The sequence below is a fragment of the Streptomyces boninensis genome (assembly GCF_048572725.1).
Classification (GTDB): Bacteria; Actinomycetota; Actinomycetes; order Streptomycetales; family Streptomycetaceae; genus Streptomyces; species Streptomyces boninensis.
Genome location: NZ_CP183837.1, coordinates 8766124 through 8782155, shown reverse-complemented (window position 1 = coordinate 8782155; position 16032 = coordinate 8766124). Strand labels below are relative to the sequence as shown.

At 70.6% G+C, this 16032-nt stretch carries 11 protein-coding genes and 2 pseudogenes; 9 read left to right on the top strand and 4 right to left on the bottom strand.

What is annotated here, in order from left to right; genetic code table 11:
• The first annotated feature begins 27 nt into the window (after window positions 1–27).
• From ACNNMR_RS39550 to ACNNMR_RS39540, 3 genes are read left to right on the top strand one after another with little or no spacing between them, the layout of a single operon-like run.
• The gene (locus ACNNMR_RS39550; protein WP_419999553.1) at window positions 28–1920 is read left to right on the top strand and encodes a glycoside hydrolase family 2 protein; all 1893 of its coding nucleotides are present in this window, start codon (window positions 28–30) and stop codon (window positions 1918–1920) included.
• Window positions 1917–3386 (top strand): sulfatase-like hydrolase/transferase, encoded by a 1470-nt coding sequence (locus tag ACNNMR_RS39545; protein WP_419999552.1) that lies wholly within the window; start codon window positions 1917–1919, stop codon window positions 3384–3386. The genes ACNNMR_RS39550 and ACNNMR_RS39545 overlap by 4 nt, the downstream gene beginning before the upstream one ends.
• 14 nt (window positions 3387–3400) lie before the next feature.
• Window positions 3401–4849, top strand: a complete 1449-nt coding sequence (locus ACNNMR_RS39540; RefSeq protein WP_419999551.1) for an ABC transporter substrate-binding protein — start codon at window positions 3401–3403, stop codon at window positions 4847–4849.
• Here ACNNMR_RS39540 and ACNNMR_RS39535 read toward each other — a convergent pair.
• Together ACNNMR_RS39535 and ACNNMR_RS39530 are read right to left on the bottom strand one after the other, a co-directional pair.
• A complete protein-coding gene (locus tag ACNNMR_RS39535) occupies window positions 4846–5685 on the bottom strand; it encodes an alpha/beta fold hydrolase (RefSeq protein ID WP_419999550.1) in 840 nt (279 codons plus the stop codon). The genes ACNNMR_RS39540 and ACNNMR_RS39535 overlap by 4 nt on opposite strands.
• A 49-nt stretch (window positions 5686–5734) precedes the next feature.
• Window positions 5735–7150, bottom strand: a complete 1416-nt coding sequence (locus ACNNMR_RS39530) for a sulfatase (RefSeq protein ID WP_419999549.1) — start codon at window positions 7148–7150, stop codon at window positions 5735–5737.
• A gap of 118 nt (window positions 7151–7268) precedes the next feature.
• Between ACNNMR_RS39530 and ACNNMR_RS39525 the strand changes: the two genes are divergently transcribed.
• From ACNNMR_RS39525 to ACNNMR_RS39515, 3 genes and pseudogenes are all read left to right on the top strand, one after another.
• Window positions 7269–8789: a sulfatase gene (locus ACNNMR_RS39525; protein ID WP_419999548.1), complete on the top strand. Its 1521-nt coding sequence runs from the start codon at window positions 7269–7271 to the stop codon at window positions 8787–8789.
• Window positions 8786–10249, top strand: a complete 1464-nt coding sequence (locus ACNNMR_RS39520; RefSeq protein ID WP_419999547.1) for an ABC transporter substrate-binding protein — start codon at window positions 8786–8788, stop codon at window positions 10247–10249. The genes ACNNMR_RS39525 and ACNNMR_RS39520 overlap by 4 nt, the downstream gene beginning before the upstream one ends.
• 256 nt (window positions 10250–10505) lie before the next feature.
• A pseudogene (locus ACNNMR_RS39515) lies at window positions 10506–11077 on the top strand (transposase); the annotation flags it as partial.
• Between the two features lie 420 nt (window positions 11078–11497).
• On the opposite strand, the gene ACNNMR_RS39510 reads toward ACNNMR_RS39515, so the two are convergent.
• Window positions 11498–11713 (bottom strand): hypothetical protein, encoded by a 216-nt coding sequence (locus ACNNMR_RS39510; protein ID WP_419999546.1) that lies wholly within the window; start codon window positions 11711–11713, stop codon window positions 11498–11500.
• Between the two features lie 202 nt (window positions 11714–11915).
• On the opposite strand from ACNNMR_RS39510, the pseudogene ACNNMR_RS39505 reads away from it, so the two are divergent.
• Both ACNNMR_RS39505 and ACNNMR_RS39500 read left to right on the top strand, forming a co-directional pair.
• Window positions 11916–12194: pseudogene (locus ACNNMR_RS39505) on the top strand (PP2C family protein-serine/threonine phosphatase); the annotation flags it as partial.
• Window positions 12195–12243: 49 nt separating this feature from the next.
• Window positions 12244–12552, top strand: coding sequence for a SpoIIE family protein phosphatase (locus ACNNMR_RS39500; RefSeq protein ID WP_419999545.1), 309 nt, complete (start codon window positions 12244–12246; stop codon window positions 12550–12552).
• A gap of 16 nt (window positions 12553–12568) precedes the next feature.
• Here the strand turns inward: ACNNMR_RS39500 and ACNNMR_RS39495 are convergent, their stop codons facing one another.
• The gene (locus ACNNMR_RS39495) at window positions 12569–13984 is read right to left on the bottom strand and encodes a sulfatase (RefSeq protein WP_419999544.1); all 1416 of its coding nucleotides are present in this window, start codon (window positions 13982–13984) and stop codon (window positions 12569–12571) included.
• A gap of 116 nt (window positions 13985–14100) precedes the next feature.
• Between ACNNMR_RS39495 and ACNNMR_RS39490 the strand changes: the two genes are divergently transcribed.
• Window positions 14101–15972 carry a hypothetical protein gene (locus tag ACNNMR_RS39490; protein WP_419999543.1) on the top strand — a complete coding sequence of 624 codons (1872 nt, stop codon included), beginning with the start codon at window positions 14101–14103 and terminating at the stop codon, window positions 15970–15972.
• Window positions 15973–16032 lie beyond the last annotated feature (60 nt).

The window sequence follows — 16032 nt, the reverse complement described above, 5'->3', positions numbered from 1 at the left end:
CGTAACACCCCTCACCGAAAGGACACCGTGACCGACGCACCCTCGCCCACGCCCGCCGTCCTGCACCCCCGGCCGCAGTTCCGGCGCGACAACTGGACGGACCTGGGCGGCATCTGGCGCTTCGCCTTCGACGACGACGACCGCGGACTCGGGCAGCGCTGGTACGACCGGGCCGCCGGCCACCCCGACCCGTACGACCGCACGATCGTCGTCCCGTACCCGCCGGAGTCGAAGCTCAGCGGGGTGCACGAGCCCGGCTTCCACCTGGTGGTCTGGTACGAGCGCGCCGTCGAGGTGGCAGCACCCGCCACGGGGGAGCGGGTGCTGCTGCACTTCGGCGCCGTCGACTACCGCGCCACGGTGTGGGTGAACGGCCGCCGTCGCGGTGAACACGAGGGCGGGCAGAGCCCGTTCACGCTCGACATCACCGACGACCTCGACCCCGGACGGGCGGCCCAGTCCATCGTTGTACGAGCCGAGGACCAGCCGCGCGACCTGACGCAGCCGCGCGGCAAGCAGACCTGGAAGGCCGAGCCGCACGCCATCTTCTACGACCGCACCACCGGCATCTGGCAGCCGGTGTGGCTGGAGCGGGTGCCCGCGGTCCACCTGGCCCGGCTGGCGTGGACACCGGACCTGGGCGCCGGCGCCGTGCTGCTCGACGTGGAGCTGAACCGGATGCCGGAGACGCCGCGCACGGTGCGGGTGCGGCTGACCGGCCCCGATGGCGCGGTCCTGGCCGAGCGGACCGGGCGCGTCGAGCGGGACACGGCCCGGATGACGGTGGAGATACCGGCGCTGGCGTCGCTGGACGGCGCCGGGCTGCTGTGGTCCCCGGAGACCCCGACGCTCCTCGACGCCGAGGTGGTGCTGGAGGAGGTGCCCGACGCGGCCGCGGACGTGGTGTCCGGCTACGTGGGCCTGCGCAGCACCGGCTACCGCGACGGCTTCTTCCTCCTCAACGGCCGCCCGTACTACCTGCGGATGGCCCTGGAGCAGGGCTTCTGGCCGGAGTCGCACCTGGCGGCGCCGAGCGAGGAGGCGCTGCGCCGGGAGGTGGAGCTGATCAAGGAGCTCGGCTTCACCGGCGTCCGGATCCACCAGAAGGCCGAGGACCCGCGGTTCCTGTACTGGTGCGACCGGCTCGGGCTGCTGGTGTGGGGCGAGATGGCGAACGCCTTCGAGTTCTCCGAGCGGGCCGTGACCCGGCTGACCACCGAGTGGCAGCAGCTGATGCGCCGCGACCACAGCCACCCGTGCATCGTCACCTGGGTACCGATGAACGAGAGCTGGGGCGTCCCGAACCTGATGGAGTCCGCGCAGCAGCGCGCGTACATCTCCGCGCTGTACTGGATGACCAAGGCCCTCGACCCGAGCCGCCCGGCGCTGTCCAACGAGGGCTGGGAGCACACGGTCAGCGACATCTGGGGCGTGCACGACTACACCCCGGACCCCGACAGCCTCACCCGCCGCTACGGGGACGCCGACGCGCTCGCGGAGACGCTGCACGAGGCGGGGCCGGGCCGTCGCAAGGTGTTCGCGGAGGCGGCGGAGCGGGCCGGGCAGCCGGTGGTGATCACCGAGTTCGGCGGCCTGTCTTATCTCCCCGAAGCGGGCCAGAAATGGTTCGGGTACGGCATCGTCGGCGACCAGGATGACTTGCGCGACCAGTTCACGGGGCTGGTCGACGCGATCCTCGACGCACCGGGCGTGTCCGGCTTCTGCTACACCCAGCTCACCGACACCCGGCAGGAGAAGAACGGCCTGCTCACGGAGGACCGCAGCCCGAAGCTGCCGCCGGAGACGATCCACGCGATCGTGACCAGGCCGAGCCGCGCGCTGGCGACGGAGGCCGTGGACGCGCAGCGCCGCTCGGCGGCCCGCGCGGCGGACGGCGGGCGGGAGGGCGGCCCGCGATGAGCGACCGGCCGCCCCCGAACATCGTGCTGGTGATGACGGACCAGCACCGCGCCGGCCTCACCGCGGGCGAGGGCTTCGGGCTGGACACGATGCCGTTCCTGGACGCGCTGGCGGCGGACGGGATGCGGCTGCGGCGCGCGTACACGACCGCACCCGCGTGCGTCCCCGCGCGGACCAGCCTCCTGACGGGGCGGTGGCCGAGCGCCCATCGCGTACGGCAGAACTCCACGCCCAAGGCGGCGGTGCGCGGTGACGACCTGCTGGATGTGCTGGGGGCGGCCGGCTATCAGACCTTCTTCGCGGGAAAGCCGCACATGTACCGGGGGACGGCGGACTTCGACGCCTTCGCCGGTCCGTACGGGCATGAGAGCGGCCCGGACGGGACGGCCGAGGAGCGGGCCTTCTCCGAGTGGCTGAAGTCCATCGATCACGGGCCGACGGACGAGGCGACACCGTTCCCGGCGGAGCTGCAGTTCGCGCACCGGATCGTCTCCGACGCGATCGGGCAGATCGACGCGCGGGACACGGCGAAGCCGTTCTTCTCCTGGGTGTCGATGCCCGAGCCGCACAACCCGTACCAGGCGCCGGAGCCGTATTTCTCGCTCTTCGGCGAGGACGAGGTCCCGGAGCGGGCGTGCGGGCCGGAGGCGGCGGAGGCCAAGGGCGGCGCGTACAAGTGGCTGCGCGATCTGGTCGAGGAGAAGCGGCCGGGCTACGACGAGGGCTGGCGCCACTACCGCGCCACGTACTGCGGCATGCTCCGCCTGATAGACGACCAGCTGCGCCGCCTCGTCGAGCATCTGAAGGAGCAGGATCTCTGGCAGAACACCGTCCTGGTGTTCCTCGCCGACCACGGCGATTACGTCGGCGACTACGGCCTGCAGCGCAAGGGCGCGGGGATGCCGGAAGCCCTTGCGCGCATCCCCATGGTCGTGACCGGGCCCGGCATCCCGGCCCGCGACAACACCCGGGACTTCGTCTCGATCGCCGACCTGCTGCCCACCGTGTGCGAAGCGGTGGGACGCTCCATCCCGCTCGGCGTCCAGGGCCGCAGCCTCTGGCCGATGCTCACCGGTCGCGACTATCCGGCGGCGGAGTTCGCCGACGTCGTCGCCGAACGGGGCTACGGCGGCCTGCCGTACCCGGAGGACGCCCGCCCGGAGCTGCATTTCCCGTACGAGGGCACCACGTACGACGCCCTCAACACGGTCACCCAGAGCGGCTCGTCGCGGATGCTGCGCCACGACCGCTACAAGCTCTACTCCCACGTCGACGGCACGGGCGAGCTCTACGACCTCGACGCCGACCCGATGGAGCTGGACAACCGCTGGGACGACCCGAGCCTGCGGCCGATCCGCTCCGAGCTGATGGAGCGCTGGCAGCGCTGGTCGCTCCGCCTCACCGACGACCTGCCGCAAGGCAATTACCACCCGAACCTCCCCCGGCACAACTGGCACCGGACCTGACGGAGGGACCGACGATGACAGGATCAACACGCCGCGAGTTCTTTGCGGCCACGGGCGCGATGGGCGCCGCGGCGCTGCTCGCCGCCTGCAGCACCGCCCCAGGCGGCGGCGCCCGGGCAAAGGGCAAGAATGCCCCGCTGACCTGGTGGGATCACACGCCGAATCTGCAGCCGGCGAACAAGCGCAGCTTCAAGTGGTTCGAGAAGGCGACCGGACGGCCGGTCGAGTACACCCTCCAGCAGACGGCCAAGATGGGGCAGGCCCTGCAACTGGCCAAGCAGAGCAAACAATTGCCCGACGTGCACTCCAACGCCGGCCTGCTCCTGTCGCCCGGCCGGCTGGTCGCCGACGGCTGGTTCCAGCCCATCGACATCGGGGACGAGGCCCTTGGCAGGCTCCCGAAGGACTCCCTGGTGGACGGCCTGCACCGATTCGGCGGCAAGGTCTACACGGTGCCGGTGTTCAACTCGCGCCAATACTGGTCGCCGCTGTGGTTCAACAAGGAGCTGCTGGACAAGGCCGGGGTGGAACCACCGCGAACCTACGACGAGTTCCGCGCCGCCGCACGGAAGGTCCAGGACAGCGCAGGCGACGACACATACGGCTGGATCTTCAACCTCTCCCAGCCGGAGCGGCTGGCCGAGATCGTCAATTCGCTGGCGCAGGGGGCAGGACTGCAGGGCCTGGAAGGGAGGATCTTCAAGACCGGCGAGTTCGGGTACGACGACGACGCGTACCTGACGGTGCTGGAGTTCATGCTGTCGCTGAAGAAGGACAAGCTGCTCTTCCCCGGCTCCTCGGCGCTCGATGACAAGGCGGGCCGGGTGAAGTGGGCGGCCGGTGCGGCCGGCTTCTTCTTCGACGGACCGTGGTGCCCGGGAACGCTCTCGGAGGACGCCCCGGACTTCCTGGAGAAGCTCGACGTCGCGCCGATGCTGACGCCGGAGCCGGGCGCGAAGATCCAGGCGTATCGGACCGCTCAGAACGGCATGTTCTGGCTGTCCAAGGAATGTCAGATCGCCGATGACGCGAACAAGCTGCTCGCCCGGCAGACGACCGAGCAGTACTACATCGACATAGCCAACGGCATGGCACAGCCGCCGGCCAATCTGGACGCGATCGACAAAGCGGATGTCCATCCGGCCTGGAAGAAGCTCATCGGCTGGTACCAGGAGCAGGCGTTCATCGCCCCGCACCCGGTGCAGAAGAACCCGGAGATCGACAAGGTCAATGCCGAGGACAAAGGCATCAGCCCGGACCTGGGCCAGGTCATCCAGGGCCTGTTCAGCGGCGACCTGGACAACCCGCGCAAGGCCCTGAAGGACCTGACCGACCGCGCGCAGAAGAACCGCGAAAAGAGCCTCGCAGCGGCGAAGAAGAAGGGCGCGAAGGTAGAGCCGGACGACTACGCCTTTCCCGACTGGCAGCCGGGAAAGGACTACACGAAGGAGATGTACGGCTAGTCGCCGGCCCGCAGGAAGGTGAGCAGCGCGGTGGCGAGTTCGGCCGGTGCGTCCTCGGGGAGCAAATGGCCGGCCCTCTGCATCATCCGGAGTGCGGCCCCCGGGATGCGGGCGGCGAGCTCCCGGCCCCGGTCCGCGGGGACCCAGGCGTCGTCCTCGCCCCAGCAGACCAGGGCCGGCAGCTCGATCGCGCCGTACTTGTCCTGCATCTCGTCGGTGTAGCGCTGGTCGTCGAGGCGCTGCGTGAGCTGGCGGTAGAAGGCGGCGCGCCCGTCCTCGCCGAGCCATGGTTCGACCAGCGCGTCGAGGACGGCCGGGTGCAGTCCGGGACTGCTGGCGGAGTTCACGTATTCACGGACGAGGGCGCGGTGCACCGGCAGCGGCAACTGCTCGAAGACCTGGGCGTGCTCGCCGACCAATTGCGAGAACGGGCTACCCCATGGCGGCAGGGAGACGGCGTCGACCAGGGCGAGCCGGCGGTAGCGCGCGCCGTGCAGCACGTGGGCGCCCAGGGCGACGGCGCCGCCCGAATCGTGCGCCGCCACCAGGGGTTCGTCCAGCCCCCAGTGCTCCAGAAGATCGGTGAAGATCCGCCCCATCGCGGCGAGGGAGAGGTCCTGTCCCGCGCGCTTCTCCGATGCGCCGTAGCCAGGCATGTCCCAGACGAAGACCCGGTAGTGACCGGCCAGCGAGCGTCCGATGTGGCGCCAGACGTACGAGGAGAACGGGGTGCCGTGCAGCAGGACGAGGGGTTCGCTTCCCGGCTCACCGAGGTGCTCCCAGCGGACCTCCCCGGAGGTGGTCGCGTACGTCTTGGACAGCTGCCACGGATCCATGGGGCTCGATGGTAGGGGCCTTCGGCGCGGCGCCGCGCGCCGACATGCCCTAGGGGAGCGTGGTGCGCAGGAGGGCGTTGAGGGTCGCGGCCTGGAGGTCGCGCTGGGGCTCGGCGGCTTCCGGACGGCCGGCGAGGTTCTCGGTTTCGTATGGGTCCGTCGCGGTGTCGTGCAGTTCGGTGTACGTGCTGCCCTCGACCTGGGCGGTGGTCAGCTTGTGACGGCCGTCGGTGACGGTCGTGAAGCCCTCGCCTTCCGCGAAGACGTGCGGGTGCCCGGCGGCGTCCATCGGCCGGCCGTCGCACTCCGCGTCCACCGGCAGCCCGGTGGCGGCCAGCAGCGTCGGATGGACGTCGACCAGGCTGGTGAGGCGGTCGCTTCGCGCCCCCGCGCCGACGCCGCCGGGGCGGCGGACGATGAGTGGCACCCGCAGCACGTCGTCGTGATAGCAGCGGTTCTTGCCCCAGAAGCCGTGGTTGCCGAGCATCTCGCCGTGGTCGCAGCTGAAGACGACCACCAGGTTGTCGCCGAAGCGCTCCTCGGCGGCCGCGATCACCGCACCCACCTGGTCGTCGATCAGCGCCACGTTCGCGGCGTAGTGGCGGCGCAGCTGCCGCCAGTACGCCGGGTCGTTGTGCCGGTCGCCGCCGCCTTCCACCCGTCCCTGGGAGGGGCCGTGGAAGCTGCGGTAGTGCAGCCGGGCGGGGTCGGTCCATTCGGCCGGGTCGATCCGCGGCTCACCCAGCTGCTCCTCGTCCACGCGCGCCAGGTACTCCGCGGGCGGATCGAACGGGAAGTGCGGTCCGCTGAAGGAGATCCAGCCGAACAGCGGCGCGTTCGCGTCCAGTGGCGAGGTGAGCCACTCCACCGCCTTGCGGCCCACCCAGCTGTCCGGGTGCCACTCCGCCGGGCCGGGGAAGGTGAAGACCTTGCGCGCGTCGCGGTCCCACACGGCGTCCCGGTACGCCTCCAGGTGCCCGGCCGCGTCCAGCTCGTCGGCGTAGTCGTCGCGGAACCAGACGGACACCTGCTTGTCGTCCTGCAGCGCCAAGTGGTCGATGCCGAGGGCTAGATAGTGCTTGCGGAAGGCGTCGTACGGCAGCGTCGCGTCGGGGCGGGTGGCGCCGTACGGGACCGGTGCGAAGTGGCACTTGCCGATGTGCCCGACGGAGTAACCGGCGTCGCCGAAGGCCCGGTAGAGGTTCGGCAGCCGCGGCGACAGCCAGGCTTCGTCGCGGAAATTGCTGTACGCGCCGTGGTTGCGCGGATAGCGGCCGGTCAGCAGGGAGCTGCGGCTCGGCAGGCACCACGGGCTCGCCGTGTACGCCCGGTCGTACGTCGTCCCCTCCCCCGCCAGCCGGTCCAGGTGCGGCGTCGGCACCGCCCGGCCTCCGTAACACCCCAGCGCATCGCGGCGCAGCTGGTCGGCCGTGATCAGCAACACCGCGGGACGGTCTCCGGGCATGGGGCCACCTCCAGGGCAGGCGCGGGCAGTTGGGGCGGGTGGTGCGTGCCGTTGGTCTTGTCAGCCGTTCTATAACGTTGTACACATCGCTGTAAATACCGCATGCCTGAGGAGCTGTATGACGGCAGCAGCGCCGCGCACGCACCCCAATGTGCTGATTCTGATGAGCGACGAGCAGCGCTGGGATTCCCTCGGCCACACCGGGAATCCCGCCGCGCACACCCCCCATCTGGATGCTCTCGCCGGGGAGTCCACATCGTTCGACGCCTGCTATACGCCCTTCCCGCTGTGCTGCCCGTCCCGCGCCAGCCTCTGGACCGGACGCATGCCACGCCATCACCACGTACTCGGCAACTGGCAGGCCATCCGGCCGGACCTCGCCGAGGCCGGGCTCGCCCGGGCCTTCCGCGAGGCCGGCTATCACACGCTCTACTGCGGCAAGTGGCACGTCCCCGGCACCACCCCACACCGGATGGGCTTCACCGACACCGCCGCGATCCCCGCGGTGCTGGGCGGCAAGGACCGCGGCCGGTACATCGAGCCGTATCGCGCGCATGTCTCGGAGCTGGGCTACGAGTTGCTCCCGGACCACATCGAGAACCTCACCCCGCCCGATGCCGCGGCGCTCCGCGACGCCCCGCACCGCGGCACCGCGCGCATCCCGTACGAGCACTTCCTCGAGCCGTGGCAGACCGGCGAGTTCCTGGCGGCGCTGGACCGGCGGCCCGCGGACCGGCCCTGGCTCGCGGTCTGCTCGTACAACGCGCCGCACTTCCCAATGATCGTCCCCGAGCCGTACGACCGGATCATCGACCGGGACCGCATCCGGCTCCCACCCGGCCTCCGCGGCACCCGCGCCGCCGGCAAGCCGCGCGAGGTCGCCGAGTCCGAGTTTGCGCACAAGTACGCCGGGCTCGACGAGGACGGCTGGACCGAGCTGATCGCCCATTACCTCGGGCTGTGCGCCCTGGTCGACGCCCAGGTCGGCGCCGTTCTGGAGCGGCTGCGGCAGACGGGCGAGCTCGACAACACCATCGTCGTCTTCACCTCCGACCACGGCGACATGATGGGCACCCACGGCCTGATGGAGAAGGGACATCTGCTCCATTACGAAGAGGCGCTGCGCGTCCCGCTGCTGATCCGCCACCCCGACACGGCCGGCGGCGTCCGCACCCGCAACCCCGTCTCCGTCGTGGACATCGCCGCCACCGTCGCCGAGCTCGCGGGCGTGGCTTGGGACGAGGAGAGCGACGGCATCTCCGCGGCCGCCATGGTCGGCGCGCCGCACGCCGCCGCCACCCGCGGCCATGTGACGGCGGAATCCGTGCTGTACGGGATGTCGGCCGACGCCGCCGGCCAGTACCGGGACCCGGCGTCCTGGGACACCGCCACCGACGCCCTCAACCTCTCCGTACGGACCCGGGAGCTGCGCTACATCTACCGCTCCCGCGACACCGACGAGCTATACGACCACACCGACGACCCGCACGAGCAGCACAACCGTGCCACCGACCCGCAGTACGCGCAGCAGCGGGCCGAGCTGCGCGTACTGCTCGCCAGGGAGGTCGCGGACGTCTTCGGGACGGTCGCCGCCGACCTCAACCCCCGGAACACGACTTATCAGCTGGAGGAGCGATGACCACACTGAGCCGCCGCGCCCTGCTCGGCGCCATCGGCGCCGCGGGAGCCACCGCCGCCCTGGGGGCCTGCAGCACGGCCCCGTCCGCCGGCAAGAGCTCCGGCGGCGGGAAGGGACTGAAGTGGTGGGACCACTTCAACCCGCTGCAGGACCTGCACAAGGAGGTCTTCGCCGAGTTCCAGAAGGACACCGGGATTCCGGTGGAGTACACCCCGCAGCAGACCGGGAAGATGGGCCAGGCGCTGCAGCTGGCGCGGCAGAGCCATCAGCTGCCGGATGTGTTCACCAATGCCGGGCTGCAGCTGCCGCCGCAGGCGCTGGTCAAGGCGGGCTGGTTCCAGCCGATGGAGCTCAGCGAGAAGGCGCTCTCCCGGCTGCCCGACGACGCGCTCGTGGACGGCATCAATGTCATCGACGGCAAGGTGTACAACTTTCCGCTCTTCCACCTCCGCCAGTACTGGGCCGCCACCTGGTTCAACAAGGAGCTGGTGGAGAAGGCCGGACTGGACCCTGACAGCCCGCCCGAGACGTACGACGAGTTCCGCAAGGCCGCCCTGGCCGTACGGAAGAAGGGCGGCGGGGACGCGTACGCCTGGATGCTGGCGCTCGGCCAGCCGCCGCGGCTGCGCGAGCAGATCGGCTTCCTGGCCCAGGCGGGCGGCTTCGAGGGGCACGCCATGGACGGGGTGCGCTACAAGACGGGCGAGATCGCCTTCCATGACGACGCATACGTGCACGCCATCGAGTTCTGGCTGTCGCTGAAGAAGGACAAGCTGCTGGTGCCCGGCACCGAGTCGTTCGTCGACAAGGACGCCCGGGCGCGCTGGGCGGCGGGCACCGCGGCCTTCTACTTCGACGGCCCGTGGTGCGCCGGCGTGGTCTCGCGGGATCTGAAGCAGTTCGCGGACAAGCTCGGCGTCGGGCCGATGCTGGTGGCCGAGAAGGGCGCGCCGGTGACCGCGTACCGGCCGCCGTCGGAGGGTCCGTTCTGGATCTCGGGCGAGTCCAAGAAGCAGAAGGACGCGAGCCGGCTGCTGGAGTACTTCACCAGGCCGGAGCACTATGTGAAGCTCGCGGCGAAGATGGACCAGCCGCCGCTCGACCTGGACGCGATCGACAAGGCCGATGTGCATCCGACGTACAAGCAGGTCGTCGCGCTCTTCCAGGACGCCGTCTTCAAGGCCCCGGCACCGGCGAAGAAGAACCCGGACGTGGCGAAGGTGCAGGCGGAACAGAAGAGTCCGCAGCCGCAGCTGGGCGAGGTCGTCCAGGGCCTGTTCAGCGGGGACCTGACGTCGGTGCGCGGCGAGCTGAAGAAGCTCAGCGACCGGAACGCGAAGGACCGCGAGCAGGCGATGGCGAAGGCGAAGAAGAAGGGCGCCAAGGTGGACGTGGACTCCTGGGCCTTCCCCAACTGGGAGCCGCGCAAGGACTACACGGCGGACATGTACAAGGCATAGGCCCGACGCACCGGTGCCGCCGTAAGTGAGTGTTTGTCGGCCCTGGCGGGACAAGGAGTCGCGGGATTCCGTCACGGTGACGTCGTAGCCGAACGCTGCTGCCGTACCAGGTGACGCACCCGTTTGGCATCGGCGTCGGCCAGCGCCGGCGCTGCGGGCGACCTGGTCCGCGTCGCGCTGATGGAAGCACACCCGACCTGCGTCCACGTGACCCTGTCCCAGCTCGCCAAGTGACGCCGGGACCAGTCTGATCTCCTTGACCGCCCGGAGCCGCCGCTGCCCCTCCGACACCACGGCCGCGGAGTGGGCTCTGCTCGAACCGCTCCTTCCCCTGCCGGCCTGCCGGACCAAGACCGGCGGCCGGCCGGAGAAGTGGCACCGGCGCGAGATCGTCGACGCCATCCGCTACGTCGTCGACAACGGGATCAAGTGGCGGGCCCTGCCCGCAGGGCTACGACGCGGCCAAGAAGGTCAACGGGCGCAAGAGGCACCTCGCGGTCGACACCCTCGGACTCCCCGTGATGATCACGGTGACGCCCGCCGACACCACCGACCGCGACGCCGCCCGCGAACGCCTCTGGCGCCTTCGCGTCGCTGAGGACGGTCTCCCGGCCCCGCGGCGCGAAGGGCTTCGTCGTCCTCCCGCGGCCCTCCGATGCGCATCTGACCTGGGCACTCATCACTCTGATGCCCCGCAGGCCTACCCGGCGAGGACCCCGCCCGGACTGGTCGAAGAAGCCTCCGTCCAGATCGTTCATCCTTCCGCCCCCGGACACCGATGAGGCCGTCCACCTGCAACCGCCGAAGGGCCGCCACCTGGGTGAAGCCAGGCCGCAGGACGTTCTTGTGCCGTGAACCTGTGCGCTGGCGGCACGTAGGTTGGCGGGCACGAAGCAGTGGATAGCCAAGTTTTGCCGTCGTGGAATGGCATTTGGGTCGTGCTTCGGACACCGATGGGAGCGCGCTTCCCACCGGGGTCCGCAGTTCGGCTTCGTGACGTGCTGTTCGCTCCGGGGCATGCCCCGGCCTTCGCTGGATTCAGCAGGCGGACCGTTTCGCCGACGGTGTGTGCCCGAGGCACCCGCCATCAGGACACCCGGAGGACCACATGGGGAGGATCGCCGCCCGCCCGGCACTAGGTACGGTCCAGTCCACCGCCCCGTTGCAGTCGGATCCCGGGCGGCTTGCGTACCTGCTTCCTGTGTTTCTGATCGTTTTCGGAAGCGCCTTCCAGCTCTTCAAGCCCGCTCACCTGAACGGCTCGCCGTTCTTCATGTCCGCCCCGCTGATGGCCGCGCCGCTGTTCAGTAAGGGGAAGACCGTCGCCGTCGGCGCCGTGGCGCTCGTTGTGGCCGCGACCTTCCAGGTGGTCGAGGAAACCGCGTGGGGGCGCTTCGACCCGGAGAGCACGACGCGCCAGCTCACCACGATCGCCTTCGCCGCCGCCCTAGCCGTACTGCTCAATGCCATCGTGCACCGGGGGCGTCAGCAACTTGCCTCGGCACGCGAGGTGGCCGAAGCTGCCCAGCGCGCCGTACTGCCCCGCCCTGCTGGGCGGGTGGCCAACCTCCAGGTGGCCGCCCGCTACGAAGCGGCCCGGCACGACGCGCTCATCGGCGGCGACCTCTACGGCGCACGGTCGACCCCGCACGGCGTACGACTGGTCATGGGCGATGTCCGCGGCAAGGGAATCACCGCGATCGAGACCGTCGCCGTCGTCCTGGGCGCTTTTCGGGAAGCCTCGGAACACGAGAAGACCCTGCCCGACGTGGCGCGGCGCCTGGAAGCAGCACTGGCCCGGGACCAGACGGACCGGGGCGGCGCCTCTGCCGCGGAAGACTTCGTCACCTGCGTCCTGGTGGAGATCCCCGCGGACCACGGCGTCGTCCGCGTCTCCAACTGCGGCCACCCCGCCCCGCTGCTGCTCGACGGCCAGGGGGGCATCACCACCCTCACTCCCCGCGAGTTCGGGCTGCCACTGGGCCTGTCCGGGCTTGCTCCGACGCCCCACCAACTGGACACCTGGAGACTCCCCGGGCGGGACACTGCTGCTGTACACCGACGGCCTCTCCGAAGCCAGGGACGCCTCCGGCACCTTCTACGACCCGGCCGCCGAGTTGGCGGGCCGAACCTTTCCGTCCCCCGCCCGACTGCTGAGCACACTCGTGAAGGATGTGCACTGCTTCTCCGGCGGCCCCACCGCCGACGACATGGCACTGCTCGCCGTGCACCGCCCCCGTACCCATGCCGACCCGGGGCCGGTGACCGGCCCGGACCTCGCTGCTACCGGGCTCCCAGCATGAACACCCAAGCACTCACTCAGGGGAGGGCGGTGCGGAGGAGGGCGTCGAGCGCCGCGGCCTGGAGGTCGCGCTGGGGCTCGGCGGCCTCCGGCCGGCCGGCGAGGTTCGTCGTCTCGTACGGGTCGGCGGCGGTGTCGTGCAGCTCCGTGTACGTCATGCCGTCGGCATGGGCGAGGGTGAGCTTGTGCCGGCCGTCGGTGACGGTCGTATAGCGCTCGCCCTCCGCGAAGACATGCGGGTGCCCGGCGTCGCCCAGGGGCTTGCCGTCGCAGCCGGGGTCGGGCGTCTGGCCGGCGGCGCGGAGCAGGGTGGGGCAGACGTCGACGAGGCTGGTGAGCCGGTCGCTGCGGGTGCCGGCGTCCGGGAGACCCGGGCGGCGGATGATGAGCGGGACGCGGAGGACGTCGTCGTAGTAGCAGCGGTTCTTGCCCCAGAAGCCGTGGTTGCCGAGCATCTCGCCGTGGTCGCAGCTGAAGACCACCACCAGGTCGTCGCCGAAGCGCTCTCGTGCCGCGGCCAGGATGCAGCCGACCTGGTCGTCGATCAGCGCCACGTTCGCCGCGTAGTGCCGGCGCAGCCGCCGCCAGTACTCCGGGTCATTGTGCCGGTCCCCGCCGCCCTCCACCCGGCCCTGGGACGGGCCGTGGAAGCTGCGGTAGTGCAGTCGGTCCGGATCAGTCCACTCCCCCGCATCGATCCGCGGCTCCCCCAACTCGCCCTCGTCCACCCGCTCCAGATACTCCTCCGGCGGATCGAACGGAAAATGCGGCCCGCTGAAGGAGATCCACGCGAAGAACGGCTGCCCGCCGTCCCCGTGCGAGCGGATGAGGTCGACCGATTTCTCGCCGACCCAGCTGTCGGGATGCCATTCCGCGGGCCCCGGGAAGGTGAAAACCTTCCGAGCCTCGCGGTCCCACACCGCGTCCCGGTACGCCTCCAGATGCCCGGCCGCCTCCAGTTCCGCCGCGTAGTCGTCGCGGAACCACACCGACACCTGCTTTCCGTCCTGCAGCGCCAGATGGTCGATGCCGAGCGCGCGGTAGTGCTCGCGGAAGTCGCTGTACGGCAGCGTCGCGTCCGGCCGCGTGCGGCCGTACGGCACCGGCGCGAAGTGGCACTTGCCCACGTGCCCGACCGCATATCCGGCCTGCCCCATGCCCTGGTACAGGTTCGGCACCTCCGGCGACAGCCAGGCCCCGTCCCGGAAGTTGCTGTACGCGCCGTGGTTGCGCGGATACCGCCCCGTCAGCAGCGAGCTCCGGCTCGGCAGGCACCACGGGCTCGCCGTATACGCCCGGTCGTAGACCGTCCCCTCCCCCGCCAGCCCGTCCAGATGCGGCGTCGCCACCGCCCGGCCCCCGTAGCACCCCAGCGCATCACGCCGCAGCTGATCCGCCGTGATCAACAACACCGCGGGACGGTCGGTCGCCATCGAATCACCTCTCAGGCCGTCTCAAGACGGCCGCGGGGTTGGCAAGTTGTCTATTACGTTGTACACAGCGTTGTACATGTAACGTCAGTGGCACCGCCATCCCGAAGGGGACATTGATGCACCGACGCACCACGTTCACGGCAGCACTGGGCGGCGGCTTGCTCGTACTCACCGCCATCACGCAGGCCGCACCGGCCGCCCCCGCCACCGGCCCCGAGGCGGCGGCCGTCACCATCTCGGTCGGCACCGAGGCGACCGCGAGGCCCGTGCCCGACCAGATCGTCGGCGCCAACCACCGCTGGCCGCGCGGCGGCCTCGGCATGTGGGACACCGGCACGGACCAGCCCTCCGCCCTCATGGTCGAGCTGGCCAAGAAGACGAACCTGAAGCTGGTCCGCTATCCCGGCGGCACCGTGGCCAACCTCTTCGACTGGAAGAAGTCGATTGGCCCGCAGGACCAGCGCGGCTGCCAAGTCGGCGGCGGCTTCGTCGGCGGCGCCGAGCCGATGGACAGCGCGTACGGGCCCGACGAGAACGAGCGCTTCGTCGACGCCATCGGCGCCCGCACCACCATCATGACCAATGGCACCACCCAGACCCCGCGGGACGCCGCCGACTACGTCGAGTACATGAACGCCAAGCCCGGCGCCAACCCCAACGGCGGCACCGACTGGGCCAAGGTCCGCGCGGCGAACGGCCACCCCGACCCGTACGACATCGACGTCTGGGAAGTCGGCAATGAGCTCTACCTCCCCAACCAGGCCTACTGGCGCGCCAAGGACCTCGACACACGGCTCCGGCAGTTCGCCTTCGGCGGCACCCAGCGGCAGCAGGACCAGCCGCTCGGCACCGCCTGCGACCACCGGCCGGAGGCCGGGGTGAGCGACGGCAGCGCCGGGCAGCGGTTCCAGGTCTGGTATCCGCCAGTGGTGCCGGGCTCCGCGACCGTACGGGTCGGGGGCGAGGCCTGGCGCCAGGTCGGCGATCTCGGTGCCGCCGGGCCCGATGCCGCCGTCTACCAGCTGGACGCCAAGACCGGCCGCGTCACCTTCGGCGACGGCGTCCACGGCCGTATCCCGCCCGCGGACGCCGCCGTCAAGGCGGACTACGACTCGGGGCCGCACGCGGGTTTTACCGACTTCTACGCGGCGATGAAGAAGGCCGATCCGTCCATCTCGGTCTGCTCTCCCTGGGAGAAGCCGGAGTTCGTCAAGCTGATGGGCCGCGAGCACCGCTACGACTGCATCGGGCCGCACCTGTACCTGAACCGCGAGGTGCAGGGCACCGCCGCCGAGGTTCACGACACGACCGTCCCCGAGGCGGATCAGGTGGTGGACCGGGAGCTGGACGCGCTGGAGGCGGCGATCGACGCGTACGGGCCGGGGGCGGGGAAGCGGCCGTTCCTCGAAGTGAGCGAGTACGGGACGATCGTCGCCGGCGCCCCGGAGGGGTGGGGCGGTTCGCTGACGAACGTGCTCATCCAGGGCGGTCACGTCATCGGCATGATCAACCACGGAGTGCCGCTGGCCATCTCCTCCAACCTCAATACCGACAAGCCGGCAGCCGGCGAGCTCTTCGGCGGCGCCCCGGAGTTCACCGACACCGGCCGCGCCCGGATGCTCGGGCTGGTGAGCAAGCTGGCCGGCTCCACGCCCGTACGGCAGGAGGTCACCGGCAACCCGGACGCCACCGGCGGCGGCTACCCGGCGCTGCGCGTGCTCAGCACCCGCGCCGACAACGGCACGGTGCGGGTGTTCGTACTCAACCGGGACCGCGAGCAGGATGTGCACGCCGGAGTCGCGCTGCCGCCGGGTACGGGCGGCACGGCGCGCGTGCACACCTTGAACGGAGCCGGCATCTCCAGCTACAACAGCGCCACGCAGCCCGACGCGCTCAAGGTGACGACCACGGAGCAGGACGCCGGGGACGGCCGCCTCGATCACACCTTCCCCGCGCACTCGGTCACGCTGATCGAGGTACCGGGGTGACCCTGCCGGAGGGCGTGGGGTGAGAATGATGCGGTCGGCGGGGTGCGGAGGAGAGCGGGA

What these genes read in the sequence shown, in the direction of transcription:
- ACNNMR_RS39545 (WP_419999552.1), top strand. Translation starts at nt 1,917, where the DNA reads ATGAGCGACCGGCCGCCCCCGAACATCGTGCTGGTGATGACGGACCAG.
- ACNNMR_RS39540 (WP_419999551.1), top strand. Translation starts at nt 3,401, where the DNA reads ATGACAGGATCAACACGCCGCGAGTTCTTTGCGGCCACGGGCGCGATG.
- ACNNMR_RS39535 (WP_419999550.1), bottom strand. Translation starts at nt 5,685, where the DNA reads ATGGATCCGTGGCAGCTGTCCAAGACGTACGCGACCACCTCCGGGGAG.
- ACNNMR_RS39530 (WP_419999549.1), bottom strand. Translation starts at nt 7,150, where the DNA reads ATGCCCGGAGACCGTCCCGCGGTGTTGCTGATCACGGCCGACCAGCTG.
- ACNNMR_RS39525 (WP_419999548.1), top strand. Translation starts at nt 7,269, where the DNA reads ATGACGGCAGCAGCGCCGCGCACGCACCCCAATGTGCTGATTCTGATG.
- ACNNMR_RS39520 (WP_419999547.1), top strand. Translation starts at nt 8,786, where the DNA reads ATGACCACACTGAGCCGCCGCGCCCTGCTCGGCGCCATCGGCGCCGCG.
- ACNNMR_RS39495 (WP_419999544.1), bottom strand. Translation starts at nt 13,984, where the DNA reads ATGGCGACCGACCGTCCCGCGGTGTTGTTGATCACGGCGGATCAGCTG.
- ACNNMR_RS39490 (WP_419999543.1), top strand. Translation starts at nt 14,101, where the DNA reads ATGCACCGACGCACCACGTTCACGGCAGCACTGGGCGGCGGCTTGCTC.